17 protein-coding genes are annotated in these 19,753 nt (G+C 66.8%); 12 read left to right on the plus strand and 5 right to left on the minus strand.

Annotation, left to right across the window (positions count from 1 at the left end; translation table 11 throughout):
• Positions 1-20: 20 nt before the first annotated feature.
• On the minus strand, positions 21-908 hold the full coding sequence (locus M1D55_RS01835) for a LysR substrate-binding domain-containing protein (protein ID WP_456280934.1): 888 nt from the start codon (positions 906-908) through the stop codon (positions 21-23).
• A gap of 136 nt (positions 909-1,044) precedes the next feature.
• Here M1D55_RS01835 and M1D55_RS01840 point away from each other — a divergent pair, with 136 nt between their 5' ends.
• On the plus strand, positions 1,045-1,770 hold the full coding sequence (locus M1D55_RS01840; protein WP_064574179.1) for a glutathione S-transferase family protein: 726 nt from the start codon (positions 1,045-1,047) through the stop codon (positions 1,768-1,770).
• Positions 1,771-1,874: 104 nt separating this feature from the next.
• Here M1D55_RS01840 and aqpZ read toward each other — a convergent pair whose 3' ends face one another.
• Positions 1,875-2,573 (minus strand): aquaporin Z, encoded by a 699-nt coding sequence (gene aqpZ, locus M1D55_RS01845; RefSeq protein WP_006576070.1) that lies wholly within the window; start codon positions 2,571-2,573, stop codon positions 1,875-1,877.
• A 254-nt stretch (positions 2,574-2,827) separates the two neighbouring features.
• On the opposite strand from aqpZ, the gene M1D55_RS01850 reads away from it, so the two are divergent.
• Positions 2,828-3,076: a hypothetical protein gene (locus M1D55_RS01850; protein WP_043442297.1), complete on the plus strand. Its 249-nt coding sequence runs from the start codon at positions 2,828-2,830 to the stop codon at positions 3,074-3,076.
• 63 nt (positions 3,077-3,139) lie between these two features.
• On the opposite strand, the gene M1D55_RS01855 is transcribed toward M1D55_RS01850, so the two are convergent.
• Both M1D55_RS01855 and M1D55_RS01860 read right to left on the minus strand, forming a co-directional pair.
• A complete protein-coding gene (locus M1D55_RS01855) occupies positions 3,140-5,707 on the minus strand; it encodes a response regulator (RefSeq protein ID WP_456280935.1) in 2,568 nt (855 codons plus the stop codon).
• A gap of 248 nt (positions 5,708-5,955) precedes the next feature.
• Positions 5,956-7,281, minus strand: a complete 1,326-nt coding sequence (locus tag M1D55_RS01860) for an MFS transporter (protein WP_006576073.1) — start codon at positions 7,279-7,281, stop codon at positions 5,956-5,958.
• Positions 7,282-7,483: 202 nt separating this feature from the next.
• On the opposite strand from M1D55_RS01860, the gene cyoA reads away from it, so the two are divergent.
• The 7 genes from cyoA (at position 7,484) to M1D55_RS01895 (ending at position 14,584) form a co-directional block, all read left to right on the plus strand.
• A complete protein-coding gene (gene cyoA / locus M1D55_RS01865) occupies positions 7,484-8,641 on the plus strand; it encodes a ubiquinol oxidase subunit II (RefSeq protein WP_456280936.1) in 1,158 nt (385 codons plus the stop codon).
• Positions 8,634-10,637: a cytochrome o ubiquinol oxidase subunit I gene (gene cyoB / locus M1D55_RS01870; protein WP_232205325.1), complete on the plus strand. Its 2,004-nt coding sequence runs from the start codon at positions 8,634-8,636 to the stop codon at positions 10,635-10,637. The genes cyoA and cyoB overlap by 8 nt, the downstream gene beginning before the upstream one ends.
• Entirely contained in the window at positions 10,630-11,286 is a 657-nt protein-coding gene (gene cyoC / locus M1D55_RS01875; protein WP_006577860.1) for a cytochrome o ubiquinol oxidase subunit III, read from the plus strand. Before cyoB ends, cyoC begins: the two co-directional genes overlap by 8 nt.
• Positions 11,283-11,720: a cytochrome o ubiquinol oxidase subunit IV gene (gene cyoD / locus M1D55_RS01880; protein ID WP_006577859.1), complete on the plus strand. Its 438-nt coding sequence runs from the start codon at positions 11,283-11,285 to the stop codon at positions 11,718-11,720. The genes cyoC and cyoD overlap by 4 nt, the downstream gene beginning before the upstream one ends.
• Positions 11,717-12,514: an SURF1 family protein gene (locus tag M1D55_RS01885; protein ID WP_456280937.1), complete on the plus strand. Its 798-nt coding sequence runs from the start codon at positions 11,717-11,719 to the stop codon at positions 12,512-12,514. Before cyoD ends, M1D55_RS01885 begins: the two co-directional genes overlap by 4 nt.
• 110 nt (positions 12,515-12,624) lie before the next feature.
• Positions 12,625-14,001: an ATP-binding protein gene (locus M1D55_RS01890; RefSeq protein ID WP_456280938.1), complete on the plus strand. Its 1,377-nt coding sequence runs from the start codon at positions 12,625-12,627 to the stop codon at positions 13,999-14,001.
• A gap of 67 nt (positions 14,002-14,068) precedes the next feature.
• Positions 14,069-14,584, plus strand: coding sequence for a response regulator transcription factor (locus M1D55_RS01895; protein WP_043440636.1), 516 nt, complete (start codon positions 14,069-14,071; stop codon positions 14,582-14,584).
• On the opposite strand, the gene M1D55_RS01900 is transcribed toward M1D55_RS01895, so the two are convergent.
• The gene (locus M1D55_RS01900) at positions 14,577-15,386 is read right to left on the minus strand and encodes a TetR/AcrR family transcriptional regulator (RefSeq protein ID WP_456280939.1); all 810 of its coding nucleotides are present in this window, start codon (positions 15,384-15,386) and stop codon (positions 14,577-14,579) included. The genes M1D55_RS01895 and M1D55_RS01900 overlap by 8 nt on opposite strands.
• Before the next feature lie 95 nt (positions 15,387-15,481).
• Between M1D55_RS01900 and M1D55_RS01905 the strand changes: the two genes are divergently transcribed.
• The 3 genes from M1D55_RS01905 to M1D55_RS01915 all read left to right on the plus strand — a co-directional run bounded on the left by M1D55_RS01905 (position 15,482) and on the right by M1D55_RS01915 (position 19,701).
• On the plus strand, positions 15,482-16,414 hold the full coding sequence (locus tag M1D55_RS01905; RefSeq protein WP_064574167.1) for a VOC family protein: 933 nt from the start codon (positions 15,482-15,484) through the stop codon (positions 16,412-16,414).
• Positions 16,415-16,596: 182 nt separating this feature from the next.
• Positions 16,597-18,159: a class I adenylate-forming enzyme family protein gene (locus M1D55_RS01910; protein WP_456280940.1), complete on the plus strand. Its 1,563-nt coding sequence runs from the start codon at positions 16,597-16,599 to the stop codon at positions 18,157-18,159.
• Between the two features lie 303 nt (positions 18,160-18,462).
• Positions 18,463-19,701 carry a TetR/AcrR family transcriptional regulator gene (locus M1D55_RS01915; protein ID WP_456280941.1) on the plus strand — a complete coding sequence of 413 codons (1,239 nt, stop codon included), beginning with the start codon at positions 18,463-18,465 and terminating at the stop codon, positions 19,699-19,701.
• The last annotated feature ends 52 nt before the right edge of the window (positions 19,702-19,753 follow it).

The following is a 19,753-nucleotide window of genomic DNA, read 5'->3' on the forward strand; positions in this document are numbered from 1 at the left end:
ACGAGCGCCTGGCCGACCGTTCATTCCTCGGCAAAACACTTGGCCAGGAATTCAACGACCGCCCGTACCGCCGGAAGCTGACCGCGCCGATGCGGCATCACGACCGACGTCATCACGTGGCCGGCGGTCCAGTCGGGCAGTACCCGCACGATGTCGCCGCTTTGCAGGGCCGAGCGGCATACCGACAGCGGCAGGCACGCGACGCCCAGACCGGCCGTGACCGCGCCCAGCAGCGCGGTCGATTCGTTGGCGGTCATGCGGGGGCGCGGGGTGACGGTCAGGGTTCGGTCATCGCGATGCAGCCGCCAGCTGGTGGCCATCGGCCGCGTCAGCAGCCCGTCATGGCCGGCCAGCGCCTCCGGTGTCTGCAGCGGATCGGCCGCGGCGAGATAGCGCGGCGACGCGACCAGGACGATCGGCTCGGTCGACAGCAGCCGCTGCACGAGCTCGGAGTCGGGCAGCGGCGCGAAGTGGCTGCGGATCGCGAGGTCATAGCCTTCCTGCGCGACATCGACGAAGCGGTCCGACACGTCCAGCTGGATATGCAGCTTCGGGTAGGTGAGGGCCAGTTCCGGCAGGCGCGGCGCCAACGTCTGCTGCGCGACCGGCACCGAGGTGGTCAGCCTGACCGTGCCGCTCGGTTCCGCGGCGCGCTGGCGCACCACGTCGTGCGCGGCCTCGGCCTCGATCAGCGCCGCGCGGGCGTGCTCGTGAAAGGCGCGGCCGACGTCGGTTAGCGTGAAGCTGCGCGAGCTGCGATGGATCAACCGCGCACCGAGCCGCTGCTCGAGCTCGGCGACGCGCTTGCTCAGCGTCGACTTCGGAATGCCGAGCTGGCGCGAGGCCGCGGCGAAGCCGCCATGTTCGACGGCGGCGGCGAACAGCGAGAGGTCGTTCAGGTTCAGCATGGGGGGCGGCAGTGGCGCAATAAAGTCCATCCGTATGGACATTGCGTTGAATTTTTGCCGACTACCGCTTCAATGTCCACAAATCTATAGTCTCTCCATCGACCCGATGCCCGGGTCCTTCAACTGGAGAAACAACATGACCCCCATCCTCTTCTATGGCGTGCCGTCGGGATGCTCGTTCGGTTCGATCGTCGCGCTCGAATGGCTCGGCCAGCCGTATCGGCTATCCCGCATCGAGATGCCGGAGGTCGTCACCAGCGACGCCTTCCGCCGGATCAACCCGGTGGGCGAAACGCCGGCGTTGGCTACCGATGGCGGGGCAATCGTGACGGAAAGCATGGCGATCCTGAACTGGATCGGCGCGCGCGGCATCGATGGCTCGCTCGGTTTTGCCCAGGGGACGCCGGAATTCGACCGGCTCAACCAGATGCTGGCCTACCTGAATACGACCTTCTTCAACGCCTTCGTGCCGCTGTGGCATCTGTACGAGCACGCCAGCGACGACACCACCAAGGCGGTGCTGCGCGAATTCGGCACGATCAAGGTCAAGAAGGCGCATGCGCAGCTGGAGGCGATGCTCGGCGATCGTCCGTGGCTGCTGGGCGACCGGCGCACGCTGGCCGATGCCTACTTCGCCGGCATCGCGCGCTGGACCGACTATCACGGCGTGGTGAACCGGGCGGACTATCCGAACCTGGATCGGCTCTATCGGAAGCTGCAACAGGATCCGGCGGTGCGCTTCGCAAACACGATCGAGGCGGAAGGGGAGGCGAAGTCGGCCGGCGGCTTCGTGGGTCATGTCGGCCTGGAGCAGGCCTGGGCCGAGATCGTCGCCAAGCGCGAGCAGCGCCTGGCCGCCTGACGATCCCGCGGCGACCGGCGGCGTGCGCTGCCGGTCGCGTGTTGCGGCTCGAGAGTCGCGACTGGAGCGTCGGGACTCGAGTGTCGCGACTCGAGTGTCGCGACTTATTCGTCGTCGCTATACAGGATGCGGCCAACCACGCCGGCCAGGATGGCGCCGACGATCGGCGCGATCCAGAACAGCCACAGCTGATGCAGCGCCATGCCGCCCACCATCAGCGCCGGTCCGGTCGAGCGGGCCGGATTGACCGAGGTGTTCGACACCGGAATCGTCACCAGGTGGATCAGCGTCAGGCACAGGCCGATCGCGAGCGGTGCCAGCGCGCCGTGCGCGCGTTTTGCGGTCGCGCCCAGGATGATCAGCACGAAGAAGAAGGTCGCCAGGACCTCGGTCGCGAACACCGGCATCATGCCGAAGCCCGACGGCGAGCCGGCGTCGAAGCCGTTGGCGGCCAGGCCGCTGACGGTCACATCGAAGCCTGGCTTGGCATCCATCAGCTGCAGCAGTACCAGCGCGGCCAGCGCGCCGCCGATCACCTGCGCCACGATATAGACCGGTGCTTCCTTCCACGGGAAGCGACCCGCGGTGGCCAGGCCGACCGTCACGGCCGGATTCAGATGGCATCCCGATACCGGTCCTACTGCATAGGCCATCGTCAGCACGGTCAGGCCGAAGGCCAGCGAGACGCCGGCGAAGCCGATGCCCAGGTGCGGAAAGGCGGCCGCCAGGACGGCCGAGCCGCAGCCGCCGAATACCAGCCAGAACGTGCCGAAGGCTTCGGCAAGGGGGCGCTTGAAGTGCATGGTTCCTTCTCCCGATTGAATATGGCGCGCCGCACGGACACGCGGGGGCGACGTCCGACAGGTCGCAGCGTGCGGGAGGATTCTAGGTGCCGCTTACGGCAATGTCATGACTCAAAGCGCACTCTTTGCAGTCGTTCACAATTGGAGCCGCCTGAGTAGCGCTCGACGCGTTGCAACGTGACAGATCGATTGTCGACGACCAAGATGGCGACAGGTGTGGCGCAACGATGGCGCCGCCGCTGCATTCACAACAGATGTACAAAGTCTATTGGACCACCTACGACGCCGAAGGCGTGCCGACGGCGCATGCCGAGGACTACGGCTCGGACCAGCTCGCCGCGGTGCTGGCGCGTTGCGAGGCGCTGCGGGCGCGGCAGCGGGCCGGTGAGCCGGTCGGTTTCGTGACGATGGTGTCGGAGAATCCGTATAGCGTCGGACATCCCGGGGCGGCCGATGTCGAGCCCGGCTATGCCTGGTACAAGCGGCGGCCGCCGCCGCGCTAGATCGCGGGAGGATGTCGATGCAGGATATCGACGGCACCGACGGTACTGACGATGACGCCCGGACTACTGCACCGCCTCGATGTCCCCCATCCACGGGCCGAGCTCCCGCCGCAACGTCGATAGATCGATCGGCTTGCCCAGCACGCGCGCCCCGGCGATCGGCTCCTGCAGGTCCGCGCCCGCGCCATAGCCGGTCATCAGCACCACGTCGATATGCGGCTGTTGCGCGCGCAGCGCCACGGCCAGCGCATCGCCGGCCATGCCCGGCAGCGTGATATCGGTCAGCAGCACGTCGAAGCGCCGGCCATCGGCCAGCAGCAGCGCTTCCTCCGCCGATCCCGCCGCGGCGCAGTCGAGCCCGAAGCCCAGCAGCACCTCTTGCAGCGCCTCGCGCGAGGGGACGTCATCCTCGACCAGCAATACGGCGGCGGCCATGCCATCGCGCCGGACTTGCGGCGACTGCGCAGGCGCCGGGCCGCTCGTGCGCCGATGGGCGTCCAGCACGGTCCGCACCGCCCGCGCCAGATCGTCGCGCCGATAGGGTTTGTTCAGCAGCGTCACGCCGTCGTCGAGCTTGCCGAGGTGGAAGATCTCGTCGCGCGTATAACCGGAGGCGAACAGCACCGGAATCGGTGGCCGCCGCTGCGCCGCGCGCCGCGCCAGTTCGCCGCCCTTGATGGCGCCGGGCATGATCACGTCGGTGAACAGCAGGTCGATGCCGATGCCGCTGTCGATCAGCGACCAGGCGGCATCGCCGTTCGGCGCGATGCGCACGCGATAGCCGAGCTGCGCCAGCATCTCGACCGCGGTGATCCGCACATCGGGGTCGTCTTCGACCACCAGGACGGTCTCGCCGCCGCCGACGGGCGCCGGCTCCTGCTCCGCCGTCTCGGGCGTTTCGGCCTCGAGGCAGCGGGGGAAGAACATCTGCACCGTGGTGCCGCGGCCGACTGTGCTCTGGATCGCGATATGGCCGCCGCTCTGCTTGACGAAGCCGAACACCATGCTCAGGCCGAGGCCGGTACCGTGGCCATCGGCCTTGGTCGTGAAGAAGGGCTCGAAGGCGTGCTCCAGCACGTCGGCGGTCATGCCGGTGCCGGTGTCGGCCACGCGGAAGACGACGTAATCACCCTCCGGCCGCTCCGGCGTGTTGCCGGTCCAGGTATCGGCATCCGGGTCGGGCGATGACGCGCCGTCGAGCACGACATTGGCGGCCGAGATCGTCAGTGTGCCGCCGCCGCGCATCGCGTCACGGCCGTTGATGGCCAGATTGAGCAGCGCGTTCTCGAGCTGGTTGCGGTCCGCCTTGACGTTCCACAGATCGTCGGGCGTCCGCGTTTCGACCTTCAGCGATTCGCCCAGCGCGCGGTGCAGGATTTCGGCCATGCCGCCGATCAACCGGCCGGGGTGGATCACCGCCGGCGACAGCGGCTGCCGGCGCGCAAAGGCCAGCAGGTGCGAGGCCAGCTTGGCGCCGCGCCGCACCGCGTTGGCGGCGGTGGCGATGCGGCCCTGCGCGATCGGGTTGTCGCCGGCCTCGGCGGCGAGCATCTGCAGATTGCCGCTGATGACCTGCAGCACGTTGTTGAAGTCGTGCGCGATGCCGCCGGTCAGGTTGCCGATCGCCTCCATCTTCTGCGCCTGCCGCAGCTGGCCCTCGGCAAGCGCGCGCGCGGCGATCGCATCGGCAACACGCTTTTCCAGCGTTTCGGTCAGTTGCCGCAGCGCCTGCTCGGCCAGCTTGCGCTCGTCGATGTCGATCAGCACGCCGGGGAAGCGGTAGGGCTCGCCATGCGAGTCGAACTCGCACTGGCCGTTGGCCTGAACCCACAGATAGCTGTCGTGGGCCCGGCGGATCCGGTATTCGGCGCGGAACGGCGCGCCGGTGCGGATCGCTTCATCCGTCAGCCTGGCCAGTTCCTCGATGTCGTCCGGGTGGATCACCGCGTTGATGATCGTGCGGGGCACGCCCTGGATCGCCTGTGCCAGTCCGACCGAGAAGGTGCGGGCGAAGCGTTCGTCGCCGGTCAGCGTATCGGAGGCGATGTCCCAGACCCAGGTACCGAGCACCGCGCCGGTATTGAGCGCCAGCTGCAGCCGTTCGTTGGCCTGCTGCAGCGCGCTCTCGGCTTCCTGCCGCCAGCGCTCGGTCAGCACGCGCTCGGTGGTTTCGACCACCACTGCCAGCACGCCGGCGGGGGCGCCATCGTCGTTGGACACCGGGCTGTAGTACAGGTCCATCCAGACGTCCTCGGGACGTCCATTGCGCAGCAGCACCAGTTCCTTGTCGCGGAAGGAAAGTGTGCCGCCGGCCAGGCAGGTCTGCATCACGTGCCGGTTGAAGTCGGCCACTTCGGGCCAGCCCAGTTCGACCGGACAGCCGAGCAGATAGGGATGCCGGCCGCCGGCGAACACGGCGTAGGCATCGTTGTAGATCATGTAGCCCGGTCGGCCCCACAACAACACCATTGGCACCGGCGAAGCCAGCAGCAGCCGAACCGCGGCGCCGAGGCTGGGCTGCCAGCGGTCGATCGGGCCCAGCTCGGTGGTGGACCAGTCGAACGCCCGGATGCGCTCGGCCATTTCGCCGTGCCAGCCGGAACAGTCGTGATGTTCTGCCAGGAATGGCATGGTGTGAAGCGAGAGTGGCGACAGGGAGATTGTGCTGGCGGCGAGGGCGTTTGCCAATGCCGGCGCCCGGGAGGGCGGTCCTTCGGCCCACCGCTATATATATAGGGAGAGGGGCGCGGAAGGCGGAATGTCGCAGCAGCGGATTGCGGCGCCCCGCCACGGACGGCCGGTCGCGGCGGGGGCGGAACGATGAAGCGCGGCGGCTGGAGCCGCCGCGCCGGTTTCAACGCGCGGCGTTCAACCGTGCGTCAGTCGCGTGTTTCCAGCGCGCGGTTGATGCGCAGGGCCAGCACCGTGCACGCGACGCCCGACAGCAGGTAGATGCTGACCGCGACCAGGCCGAACTTGACCGACAGGCCGAGCGCGACCAGTGGGGCGAAGGCCGCGCCGAACAGCCAGGCGAAGTCCGAGGTCAGCGCCGCGCCGGTATAGCGGAAGCGCCGCTCGAAGTTCGAGGTCACGGTGCCCGAAGCCTGGCCATACGACAGGCCGAGCAGCAGGAAGCCGATCAGGATGAACAGGTCCTGCCCCGCCTCCTCGCCGCCGAGCAGCATCGGCGTGAACAGGCTGAACACGCCGATCAACGTCGCCAGCAGGCCCAGCGTGGTGCGCCGGCCGATGCGGTCGGCGATCCAGCCGGACAGGATGGTGCCAACGATGCCGACCAGCGCGCCGGCGATCTGCACCTTCAGCACGCTGTTGACGCTCTGGGTCGCCTGCAACGCCAGCCAGGACAGCGGGAACACCGTCACCAGGTGGAACAGGGCATAGCTGGCCAGCGCGGCAAACGCGCCAATGAAGATGTTGTAGCCCTGGCCGCGCACCATCTCGCGCGTGCTGATCGGCTCGAGCTCGCCTTCCTCCAGCAGCCGCGTGTATTCCTCGGTCACCACCAGGCGCAACCGGGCGAACAGCGCGACCACGTTGATGGCGAAGGCCACGTAGAACGGATAGCGCCAGCCCCAGGCCAGGAAGTCGTCGGCCGCCAGGTTGGCGTGCAGGTACAGGAACAGCCCGCTGGCGACCAGGAAGCCGATCGGCGCGCCGAGCTGGCCCAGCATCGCGTACCAGCCACGGCGGTCGGGCGGCGCGTTCAGCGCCAGCAGCGACGGCAGGCCGTCCCAGGAGCCGCCGAAGGCCACGCCCTGCAGGAAGCGGAACACCGCCAGCATCACGATCGCGTTCTCGCCGAGCGAGGCATAGCCCGGCAGGAAGGCGATGCCGACCGTCGAGCAGCCCAGCAGGAACAGCGCGGCGGTCAGCTTGACGCCGCGGCCCCAGCGCCGCTGGATCGCCATGAACAGCGCGGTACCGAGTGGCCGCCCGAAAAAGGCGATCGCGAAGATGGTAAAGGCGTACAGCGTCCCTTCCAGCCGCCCGACGAACGGGAAGAATACCGACGGGAAGACCAGCACCGAGGCGATGCCGTAGACAAAGAAGTCGAAGTACTCGGAGGCCCGTCCGATGACGACGCCGGTGGCGATTTCGCCCGGGGCGACCGGCGAATGCGGTCGATCGTCGCTGGAGCTGAGTGAAGGGAAAGGCGCTTGCGAATCGTGCGTGATACTCGACATGCTTCCTCGCTAAATCAGGATAGCGCTACGCCGGACGGACGCGCCCGCCAGGCGCCGCGACCATTGGGACAAAATGTCCAATTCTCCGCGCTTGCCGAATAGAGTACATTCCGCCTCGGTTGTAACAGCTGCGCCCGTCGCACCCGAAGCATTCGTAGTACCAGTCTCCCCCAAGACGGCTACGCTATTTCCTCTGCCGGCAATGCCCCTCATTAATACCATTCGCGGGTTGATTTTGCTGCCCGCCATTACCCTATTGACAGGTTGTAATGCTGTGTTGTTGTCTCCTTCGGGTGACATTGCGGTACAGCAACGTAACCTAATATACATCTCCACGGCGCTGATGCTGCTGATCATCGTCCCGGTGATCGCGCTGACGCTGTTCTTCGCCTGGAAGTATCGGGCCTCGAACAAGAACGCCACCTACTCGCCCGACTGGGACCATTCCACGGTGCTGGAACTGGTGATCTGGTCGGCGCCGCTGCTGATCATCATCGCGCTGGGCGCGATCACCTGGGTCAGCACCCATGCGCTGGACCCGTACCGGCCGCTGGAGCGGATCGACGCCAAGCGCTCGCTGCCGACCAACGTCAAGCCGTTGACGGTGGAAGTGGTGGCGCTGGACTGGAAGTGGCTGTTCTTCTATCCGGAGCATGGCATTGCCACCGTCAATGAAATGGCGGCACCGGTCGACCGTCCGATCCAGTTCAAGATCACCGCTTCGACGGTCATGAACTCGTTCTTCGTACCGGCACTGGCAGGGCAGATCTACGCGATGCCGGGCATGGAGACCAAGCTGCACGCGGTAATCAACCAGCCGGGCGAATACGAGGGCCTGTCGGCCAACTACAGCGGCGCCGGCTTCTCGGGCATGCGTTTCAAGTTCCATGGTCTGGACGAGCAGGGCTTCGAGCAGTGGATCGCCAAGGCCAAGGCCAGCGGCCAGACGCTGACCCGCGAGGACTACCTGAAGCTGGAGCAGCCGAGCGAACGCGAACCGGTGCGCTACTACGCCAGCGTCGACAAGGGTCTGTACGACAAGATCCTGAATCGCTGCGTCGAAGCGAACCGCATGTGCATGAACGAAATGATGGCGATCGACGAGCAGGGCGGCCAGGGCAAGCCCGGCGCCTTCAACGTCGCCACGCTCGACCCCGCGACGCGCGCGCGCCTCGGCCTGCAGGATGCGCCGGTGCGCAGCTATGTCGGCGGCATGTGCACGGTCGCCAATCCGGACGGTTCCGGTGCCTTCGGCCCGGCCGCGTCCACCTTTGCGCCGGCCGGCGAATCCGCCGCCGTGACGCTTCCCCAGCTTCCTCTTACACAACGCGCTGTAGCCGGCGTTGACCAGCATGCTTGACAGTTTCGACCTCACCAAGCTCATTTTCGGCCGTCTCTCGTGGGAGGCGATCCCGCTGCACGAGCCCATCCTGATCGCCACCTTCGCGGCGGTCGTGCTCGGCGGGCTGACGCTCGTCGGCGCGCTGACCTACTTCCGCGCCTGGGGCTACCTGTGGCATGAGTGGTTCACCAGCATCGACCACAAGAAGATCGGCATCATGTACATGGTGCTCGGCCTGGTGATGCTGCTGCGCGGCTTCGCCGACGCGATCATGATGCGTCTGCAGCAGGCGATCGCCTTCGGCGACAACATGGGCTATCTGCCGCCGCATCACTACGACCAGATCTTCACCGCCCACGGCGTGATCATGATCTTCTTCGTGGCGATGCCGCTGGTCACCGGCCTGATGAACTACGTGGTGCCGCTGCAGATCGGCGCGCGCGACGTGGCCTTCCCGTTCCTGAACAACTTCAGCTTCTGGATGACCACCGCCGGCGCCGTGCTGGTGATGGTGTCGCTGTTCGTCGGAGAATTCGCCAAGACCGGCTGGCTGGCCTATCCGCCGCTGTCGGGCATCCTGCAGAGTCCGGACGTGGGGGTGGATTACTACATCTGGGCCTTGCAGATAGCGGGGATCGGCACATTGCTCTCTGGCGTCAACCTGCTGGTGACCATCGTCAAGATGCGCGCCCCGGGCATGACGATGATGAAGATGCCGGTCTTCACCTGGACCTCGCTGTGCACCAACGTGCTGATCGTCGCCGCCTTCCCGGTGCTGACGGCCGTGCTCGCGCTGCTGTCGCTGGACCGCTATGTCGGCACCAACTTCTTCACGAACGACTTCGGTGGCAACCCGATGATGTACGTGAACCTGATCTGGATCTGGGGCCACCCCGAGGTGTACATCCTGATCCTGCCGGCGTTCGGTATCTTCTCGGAAGTGGTGTCGACCTTCTGCCGCAAGCGCCTGTTCGGCTATGCGTCGATGGTCTACGCGACGGTCGTGATCACGGTGCTGTCGTATCTGGTCTGGCTGCACCACTTCTTCACGATGGGTTCGGGTGCCAGCGTCAACTCGTTCTTCGGCATCACGACGATGATCATCTCGATCCCGACCGGGGCGAAGATCTTCAACTGGCTGTTCACGATGTACCGCGGCCGCATCCGCTTCGAAGTGCCGATGCTGTGGACCGTGGGTTTCATGGTCACCTTCGTGATCGGTGGCATGACCGGCGTGCTGCTCGCCGTGCCGCCCGCCGACTTCGTGCTGCATAACAGCCTGTTCCTGATCGCCCACTTCCACAACGTGATCATCGGTGGCGTGCTGTTCGGCCTGTTCGCCGGCATCAACTACTGGTTCCCGAAGGCGTTCGGCTTCAAGCTCGACGAGTTCTGGGGCAAGGTCTCGTTCTGGTTCTGGCTGATCGGTTTCTATGCCGCGTTCATGCCGCTGTACGTGCTGGGCCTGATGGGCGTGACCCGCCGCGTCAGCCACTTCACCGATCCGTCGCTGCAGATCTGGTTCCAGGTCGCCGCCGTCGGTGCGTTCCTGATCGCGATCGGCATCGCCGCCTTCGTGATCCAGCTGGCGGTCAGCTTCAAGCGCCGTGCCCAGCTGCGCGACGTGACCGGCGATCCGTGGGATGGCCGCACGCTGGAATGGTCGACCTCGTCGCCGCCGCCTGCGTACAACTTCGCGTTCACGCCGGTGGTGCACGACAACGACGCCTGGTGGCAGATGAAGGACCGCGGCTACGAGCGTCCGCAGAAGGGTTTCCTGCCGATCCACATGCCGAAGAACACCGGTGCGGGCATCATCCTCGCCGGCCTGTCGACGGTGCTGGGCTTCGCGCTGATCTGGCACATGTGGCTGCCGGCCGCCGTCGCGTTCGTCGCCCTGCTGGCGGTCGCGATCGGCCACACCTTCAATTACCAGCGTGATTACTACATCCCGGCGGAGCACGTCGTCCGCACCGAGGAAGAACGCACCCGCCTGCTTGCACAACATGCTTGACACCATCGCAACCCAACCGGCCGGCGCCAGCGGCGCGCCGGTCCGTGGCGGCTCCAACGAGCTGCGCTTCTACCTGCCGACCGAGCATCATCCGCAGAACGGGACGATGCTGGGCTTCTGGCTGTACCTGATGAGCGACTGCCTCATCTTCGCCTGCCTGTTCGCCGTGCACGGCGTGCTCGGCCGCAGCTATGCGGCCGGCCCGTCGGGCGCCGACCTGTTCGACCTGCCGCTGGTCGCGCTGAACACGTCGATGCTGCTGCTGTCGTCGATCACCTACGGCTTCGCGATGCTGGAGATGCAGCGCAACAAGCTGAAGGGCACGATGGTGTGGCTGGCCATCACCGGCCTGCTGGGCGCGGCCTTCGTCGGCCTCGAGCTGTACGAGTTCTCGCACCTGATCCACGAAGGCGCGGTGCCGCAGCGCAGCGCGTTCCTGTCGTCGTTCTTCACGCTGGTGGGCACCCACGGCCTGCACGTGACCTTCGGCATCATCTGGCTGATCACGCTGATGTTCCAGCTGAACAAGCACGGCCTGATCGCGGCCAACAAGCGCCGGCTGATGTGCCTGTCGCTGTTCTGGCACTTTCTGGATGTGGTCTGGATCGGCGTGTTTACCTTCGTCTATCTGATGGGAGTGATGGTATGAGCGCCCAAGACTATTCGTTCTCGAATCTGGCCGACAAGGGCCACGGTCATCACGGCGATCATGGCCATGGCCACGACGATCACCACGATCACGACGATGGCGCCGCGCATGGCACCCTCAAGAGCTATGTGATCGGCTTCGTGCTGTCGGTGATCCTGACGGCGATTCCGTTCTGGCTGGTGATGGGCAAGGTCATCGAGAATCAGAGCACTACCGCGCTGGTGATCCTGGGCTTTGGCGCCGTGCAGATCGTGGTCCACATGATCTACTTCCTGCACATGAACACCAAGTCGGAAGGTGGCTGGAACATGCTGGCGCTGATCTTCACGATCATCCTGGTTGTCATCACGCTGGTCGGCTCGCTTTGGGTCATGTATCACATGAACACGAATATGATGCCGACGATGACGCACGACATGAAATCGATGCCTTGACCTCGCCTCGACCTGTAAAACACAGCCCGGATCGCAAGCCCGTTCCCCGCAGCCCGGCCACCCTCGCGGTGCTGGCGCTGCTGGCGGTAGTGGCTTTCGCCGGGCTGTTTGCCTTGGGCACCTGGCAGGTCGAACGCCGCGCCTGGAAGTTCGACCTGATCGAACGCGTCGAGGCGCGCGTCCATGCGCCGCCGGTCGACGCGCCGGCGCCCGAGCGCTGGCCCCTGGTCAGCGCCGCGGCCGACGAATACCGGCATGTGCGCGTGACCGGCACCTTTCTGCACGACCGGGAGACGCTGGTGCAGGCCACCACCGCGCTAGGCGGTGGTTTCTGGGTGATGACGCCGATGCGGATGCGCGACGGCACCGTGGTGCTGATCAATCGCGGCTTCGTACCGCAGGAATTCCGCGCAGGCGAGAGCCGCGCCGACAACGAGCCGAGCGGGGAGACCACGGTCACCGGCCTGCTGCGGATCACCCAGACCGGCGGCGGCTTCCTGCGCAGCAACGATCCGGCCGCCGACCTCTGGTATTCCCGCGACGTGCAGGCGATTGCCGCCGCACGTGGACTGGAACGGGTCGCGCCTTATTTCATCGATGCCGATGGCGATGCGCAGCAGGCTCCCGCTGCGTCGGGCGCGCCGCGCCGCTGGCCGGTTGGCGGGCTGACCGTGGTGACCTTCCACAACAGCCATCTGGTCTATGCGCTGACCTGGTACGGGCTGGCGCTGATGGTGCTGGGCGCCGCCTGGTACGTCGGCCGCGACGAACTCCGGCTGCGCCGGGGCCATTGAGGGACAATGCGGGGCATGCCGGTTCGCACGGCATGCACTGACCCGCGGCGCCGCGGCGGTACGCTGCGGCACGTGGCAGACGCCGACGCCATCCTGCTTCGACCCTGACGATGCCTCTTTCCACCGATTCCCCGCCGAAGCCCGCGGGCGCCACGCTGGCGCCCAATGGCCCGCCGGCCCCGGCGCGCCGCGGCGAGCGCGCGCTCGACGCCACCGCCCGCAAGAACATGGAGCAGCTGATCGAGCTGCGCTGGATCGCGGTGCTGGGGCAGGTTGCCACCATCAGCGTCGTGCATTTCGGCCTCGATGTGCCGCTGCCGGTCAACCAGATGCTGGCGGTGCTGCTCGGGCTGATCGCGTTCAACGCGCTGAGCCTGCTGCGGCTGCGCTTCGTCGTCGCCGAGGTCTCGCAGACCCAGCTGTTCGTCTCGCTGCTGGTCGATATCGGCACGCTGACCGCGCTGCTGTACCTGAGCGGCGGGGCCTCCAATCCCTTTGTCTTTCTCTATCTGCTGCAGGTGATCCTCGGCGCGGTGCTGCTGCAGGCGTGGTCGATCTGGGTCATCGTGGTGGTTACCGCCTCGTGCTTCGCCGGCCTGGCGCTGGTCGGCAAGCCGCTGGCGCTGCCGCCGGACCACGAGCAGGGGCTCGGCAGCCTCTATATCCAGGGCATGCTGATCTGCTTCGTGTTGAACGCGGCGCTGCTGGTGGTCTTCATCACGCGGATCATGCGCAATCTGCGCGCCCGCGACGAGCATCTGGCCGATCTGCGCCAGCGCGCCGCCGAGGAGGAGCACATCGTCCGCATGGGCCTGCTGGCCTCGGGCGCCGCGCATGAGCTGGGCACGCCGCTGGCCACGCTGGCGGTGATCCTGTCCGACTGGCGCCGCATGGAGCCGTTCTCGAAGGACCCGGAACTGCTGCAGGAACTCGGCGAGATGCAGACGCAGGTGCAGCGCTGCAAGTCGATCGTCAGCGGCATCCTGCTGTCGGCGGGCGAGGCGCGCGGCGAAGCGCTGACCGAAACCACGGTACGACGCTTCGTCGACGATCTGGTCGCCGAATGGCGCGCGACCCGGCCGGTCGCCGAGTTTTCCTACGACTACCGCTTCGGCCAGGACCTGCCGATCCTGTCGGACTCGGCCATCAAGCAGATGGTCTGCAACGTGCTCGACAACGCGCTGGAGGCCTCGCCGCGCTGGGTCGGCTTCGACGTGCGGCGCGAGGATGATACGCTGGTGCTGTCCGTGCTCGACGAGGGCCCCGGTTTCGCGCCGCAGATGCTCGAGCGCCTGGGCAAGCCGTACCAGTCGAGCAAGGGCCGGCCGGGCGGCGGACTGGGGCTGTTCCTGGTCGTCAATGTCGCCCGCACGCTGGGCGGCAGCGTCGCCGCGCACAACCGTCCGCAGGGCGGCGCGATGGTGACGATGAAGCTGCCGCTGGCGGCAATCACGCTGGAAGAGGAGGCCGAAGATGCTGCCCAATGATCCCGAGCGCGACCCCGCGGCGGCCGACCCACAGCCCTTGGCCGAACCCGAAGCCGGCCGCGTGCTGATGATCGTCGAGGACGACGCCGCCTTCGCCCGCACGCTGCGCCGCTCGTTCGAGAGGCGCGGCTATCAGGTCCTGCATGCAACCAGCCTCGAAGGGATGAACGAACTGCTGAAGGAACATTCGCCGGGCTATGCGGTGGTGGACCTGAAGTTGAAGGGCGAGGCTTCAGGCTTGGCCTGCGTGCAGGCGCTGCACGCGCACGATGCCGACATGCTGATCGTCGTGCTGACCGGCTACGCGAGCATCGCTACCGCGGTCGAGGCGGTCAAGCTCGGCGCCTGCCACTATCTGGCCAAGCCTTCGACCACCGACGACATCGAGGCTGCCTTCGAGCGCGCCACCGGCGACGTGGACGTCGAGGTCACCGGCCGCCCCACCTCGATCAAGACGCTCGAGTGGGAGCACATCCACGAGACGCTGGCCGCGACCGGCTTCAATATCTCCGAAGCGGCGCGCCGGCTCGGCATGCATCGCCGCACGCTGGCGCGCAAGCTGGAGAAGCAGCGGATCAAGTAGTCCGGCCACCTTGCGAACGCGTCGCCTTGGCCGGCGTGCCGGCACGGCCGCGCGCGGTCGCTTTCGCCGCGGTGCCGACGGTGCGCGCCGTCGTGCGGGCCGTGGCGTCCGCGATGGCGCCTGCCTTGCCGCTGTCCAACGGCCGGAATTCCGGCAACGGCCGGGACGCCACTTCCCGGGCCTCGCCGATCTCCATTCCCAATCCGCACAGCACGGTCGCTGCCACGGCCCGATCGTGACCGGCCGGCGTGAGCCCATGCGCCACGCTGCGCATTGCCTGCGTGATCGTCCCGCTGATCATGTCCATCGCCGCCGCCTCGCTGGCGATGCGGAAACTGCCCTGCTTGACGCCTAGCCGCAGATCGGCCAGCGCGTCGCTGCTGATCTGCCGGATCAGCGCCGGGGAGGCCGACACCACGTCGAGCAGGACCAGCGCCCACTGCGGACTTTGCTGCGCCAGCCACAAGTAGCGGCGGTTGCCGATCGCCATCCGTTCCGCGCCCGCGGCGATATGCGCGTAGCTGTCGGATATCCGCTGGCACAGCGTCTGACCGACCCACAAGGCGATCGCCTCGATGATCTGGCTGCGCGATTCGAAGTGGTTGTAGACGGTGGCCGGCGTCATGCCCGCGACGCCGGCGATCTCCTGGATCGTCGCCGCGCCGATACCCCGCGTCGAGATCACCTGAATCGCGGCGGCGAGCAACTGCCGCCGCGTCCGTTCCCGCTTGGGAAGGGGCGTCGCCGATACCGTCAGCGTGTCGTGCAACTCGGCCGGCAATGGCGGCATTGACAATGCCATGCCGGCTGCTATATTTCGCATGCCATCCATTTTTAGATGGTCCATATAAATTTGAATTACCAATGTGATTCTACCGCGATTGGAGCGAGACGACGATGCAGGCCGCAATCAAGCTGGGATATCTGGTGTTCGAGGTGCGCAAGCCCAACCGGTGGGCGCAGTTTTGTGAAGGCATGCTGGGTTTGCCGGCGCCGCTGGCCAATACCGACGGCAGCCTCGGCTTTCAGCTGGACGAGGCGGCGCAGCGGCTGGTGGTGCGGCCGGGCGACGCGGACGATCTCGCCGCGCTGGGACTGGAGTGCGCCAGCGACGCGGTGCTCGACGCGCTGCTGCAGCGCCTGGAACGTGCCGGCCATGCGGTCGAGGGGGACCTGGCCGCGCTGGCGCGGGCGCGGCGCGTCCAGCGGCTGTGTCGCGTGATCGACCCGGCCGGCAATGCGGTGGAACTGCATACCGGCCCCCAGTCCGCGGCCAGGCCCTTTGGTTCGAAGCTGGTATCCGGCGGCTTTTGCACCGGCGAGCTGGGCCTTGGCCATGCCGTGCTGGTGAGCCGCGATCCTGTCGCGATGGTGCGCTTCTATGTCGACGGGCTCGGTTTTGGCGTCAGCGAACGGCTGGCCACGCAAATCGGACCGATCACGTTGGGCGGCGTGTTCCTGCATTGCAATCGGCGGCACCATTCCGTGGCGATCTTCGACCTGCCGTGGAAAAAGCGTCTGCACCATTTCATGTTGCAGACACGGGAACTGGCCGATGTCGGCGCCGCCTTCGAACGCGCCGCGAGGCTGAAGGTCCCGCTGAGCCTCGGGCTGGGGCAGCATCCCGATCCCGACGGCACCTTCTCTTTCTATGGCCGCACGCCGTCCGGCTTCGATTTCGAGATCGGCGCCGGCAGCAAGGAGATCGAGCCGCGCGGCTGGCGGCCAGTGTCGGCGACGATGACCAGCAGCTGGGGGCACAAGCCGCGCCTGCAATTGCGGTTGCGGATGGCAGCCGCGATGATCCGGCGATCCAGGCCGGCAGCCTGAGGCGCGGCACCGAGGCGTGGCTCTCCGATTGAAACTTCCGGTATGACGAAGGCAGGGCTCCATCGGTACGTAAACGCCGATGCGGCATCGCGAATACAATGGCAGCGGTGATTTTAGAAAAATGAGTCGGTCCGCGCGCACTGGTACGCGCCGCCGCACCAATCGCAAGGAGACATCCCACCATGCAGATCGCGTCCCTGCTGGACCAGCCGCTCGGCAATCTTGCCGACTGCGTTCGCATTCACGCCAACACCCGTCCCGAGCATCCCGCCGTCATCGACGACTGCGCTAGCCTGTCGTATCGCGAGTTCGACGCGCTGGTCGACCGCGTCGCGGCGGCGTTGCAGCGCGATGGCTTGCAGCCGGGCGATGCGCTGGCGATCTGCGCCGCCGCGTCGAGCGAGTACGCGGCGGTGTTCCTCGGCGGGCTGCGTGCCGGCGTCGCCATCGCGCCGCTGGCACCGTCGTCGACGCCGCAGGCGCTGGCCGGCATGATCGCCGACTCCGATGCGAAGCTGCTGTTCGTCGACGCCCCAGTGCTTGGCGCATTGCAGGGAGCAGGCATCGAGGCCACGGTGCCGCGGATCGGGCTGGGGGACGCGCAGACCGGCAGGGCCTTCGCCGACTGGCTGGCGCCGGCCGGCAGCCGGCCGCGCGAGACGCCGCTGCGAGACGGCCAGGTCTTCAACATCATCTATTCGTCCGGCACCACCGGCGCGCCCAAGGGCATCGTGCACGACCACGCGCTGCGCTGGAACCAGATCCGCCGCGTCAACGAGACTGGTGGCTACGGACCCGATGCGGTGACGCTGATCGCCACGCCGCTGTATTCGAACACCACGCTGGTCAGCTTCATCCCGACGCTGGCGCTCGGCGGCACCGTGGTGCTGATGCCGAAATTCGACGCGCAGCGCTATCTCGAACTTGCTCAGCGGCATCGCGTCACCCACGCGATGCTGGTGCCGGTGCAATACCAGCGGCTGCTGGCGCGCGACGATTTCGATCGCTACGACCTGTCGTCGTTCCGGATGAAGTTCTCGACCAGCGCGCCGCTGTCCGCCGCGCTGAAGGCGGATATCCTGCGCCGCTGGCCGGGCGGACTGGTCGAGTACTACGGCATGACCGAAGGCGGCGGCAGCTGCGTGCTGGCCGCGCACGAATTCCCGGACAAGCTGCATACGGTCGGCAAGCCGATGGAAGGGCACGACATCCGGCTGATCGACGACGAGGGCAGCGAGGTGCCGGTGGGCCAGATCGGCGAGGTCGTGGGGCATTCGAACACGATCATGGCGGGCTATCACAAGCAGCCCGACAAGACGGCCGCCGCGGAGTGGTACGACGCGACCGGCAAGCGCTTCATCCGGACGGGCGACGTCGGCCGCTTCGACGAGGACGGTTTCCTGACGCTGATGGACCGCAAGAAGGACATGATCATCAGCGGCGGCTTCAATATCTATCCGAGCGACCTCGAAGCGGTGCTGCAGCAGCATGCCGACGTGGTCGAATGCGCGGTGGTCGGCGTGCCGTCGCAAAGCTGGGGCGAGACGCCGGTGGCCTTCGCGGTGTTGCGCGAGGGTGCGGCCGTCGAAGCCGAGGCGCTGCGTGAATGGGTCAACGCGCAGGTCGGCAAGACGCAGCGTCTCGCCGCGCTGGAACTGTGCGCGCAGCTGCCGCGCAGCGCGATCGGCAAGGTGCTCAAGCGCGAACTGCGCGATGGGTTTCGTGGAGGCAGGGCGCTCGATTGAGCGCTGTCGTGCGTGGGAGCGCGGTTGCCCTCTCCCCCGGCCCCTCTCCCGCAAGCGGGAGAGGGGAAAAAACCGACGGTCTCACACCCGTTCCCGAACGGTATTCTCCCTCTCCCCCAGCCCCCTCCCCCGCGAGCGGGAGAGGCGAGTAAACCGCCGGTACTACGATGGCTTGCGCACTGTGTTCACCCTCTCCCCCTCAGGGGGAGAGGGCCGGGGAGAGGGGGTGGTCTTCATCGCCCCATGAGCCCACTGCCCGCCCGCTATAATCCGCCGACCGATCGACCGCCCACGCACTCCTCCATGCTCAAGGACCCTGTCGAAGCCCGCCCGACGCGCCGCTATGTCGAGAAGCGCGAGACCATTCTCGATGCGGCCGCGATGCGCTTCAACCGCAAGGGCGTGCGGGGCACCACGCTGTCGGATGTTGCGCAGGACGTCGGCCTGAGCACCAACAGCATTACCTACTACTACCGCAAGAAGGAAGACCTGGTGGTCGCCTGCCTGCTGCGGACCATCGACGAGATGGTCGGCATCGCGGCGCAGGCCAGCGCGCAGGCCACCCCTGGCGAGCGGGTCGCGGCATTCATCCGGCTGTTCTTCGCGCGGCTCGCGCTGACGGCCATCGGCGAGCGTCCGGAGCTGATGAGCTTTCGCGAGATACGCACGCTGCCCGACAGCCATGCCGAGGTCGCGTTCAGCGCGTACAACGACATGTTCCGCCGCATCCGCCAGCTGCTGCGCGAGCGCACGCCGGCCGACGCGGCCGAGCGCAGCGTGCTGAGCGCGCGTGCCCACCTGCTGCTGTCGCTGGCAACGGGCGCGATGGTCTGGATCGAGCGCTACGAACCCGAGGACTATCCGAAGGTCGCCGAGTCGGTGATCGACCTGCTGCTGCATGGCATTGGCTCGCGCGCGGCGCGCTGGCAGGAGACGGTCGATACGGCCGCGCTACTGCCTTGCCTCGACCAGCCGGAGACCACGCAGCAGGCCTTCCTGCGTGCCGCCACCGACCTGCTGAACGAGCAGGGCTATCGCGGCGCCTCTGCCGACCGTATCTCGGCCCGGCTCAATCTGACCAAGGGTTCGTTCTATCACCACAACGAAAACAAGGACGACCTGATCGCCGCCTGCTTCGACCGGATGTTCGACGTGATACGCAGCACGCAGACGCTGGTCGAGAACGGGCCCGGTACCGGCTGGGACAAGCTGTGCGCGGTCACGCGCGCGCTGGTCCACTACCAGTTCTCCAGCCAGGGACCGCTGCTGCGGCTGACGATCTATGGCGCCTTGCCCGAGGAAATGCGCAAGGAGAAGATGCTGACGATGAACCGGCTGTCGGCGCGCTTCGTGCGATTCCTGGTGCAGGGCATGCAGGACGGCTCGATCCGGCCGCTCGACCAATCGATCGCGGCGCTGCAGATCAACGGCATGATCAACGCCGCGGTCGAGCTGCGCCGCTGGGTGCGCGATGCCTCGGCGGACAACGCGGCCGATCTGTTCGTGCGGCCGCTGCTGATGGGAATCCTGTCGCCGGCGTAGCGGCGTTCGGCGTGGTCGGCACGGCAGTATCGTCCAGTCGTACTGCCACTCG

The organism is Cupriavidus sp. JZ107, from assembly GCF_053903255.1.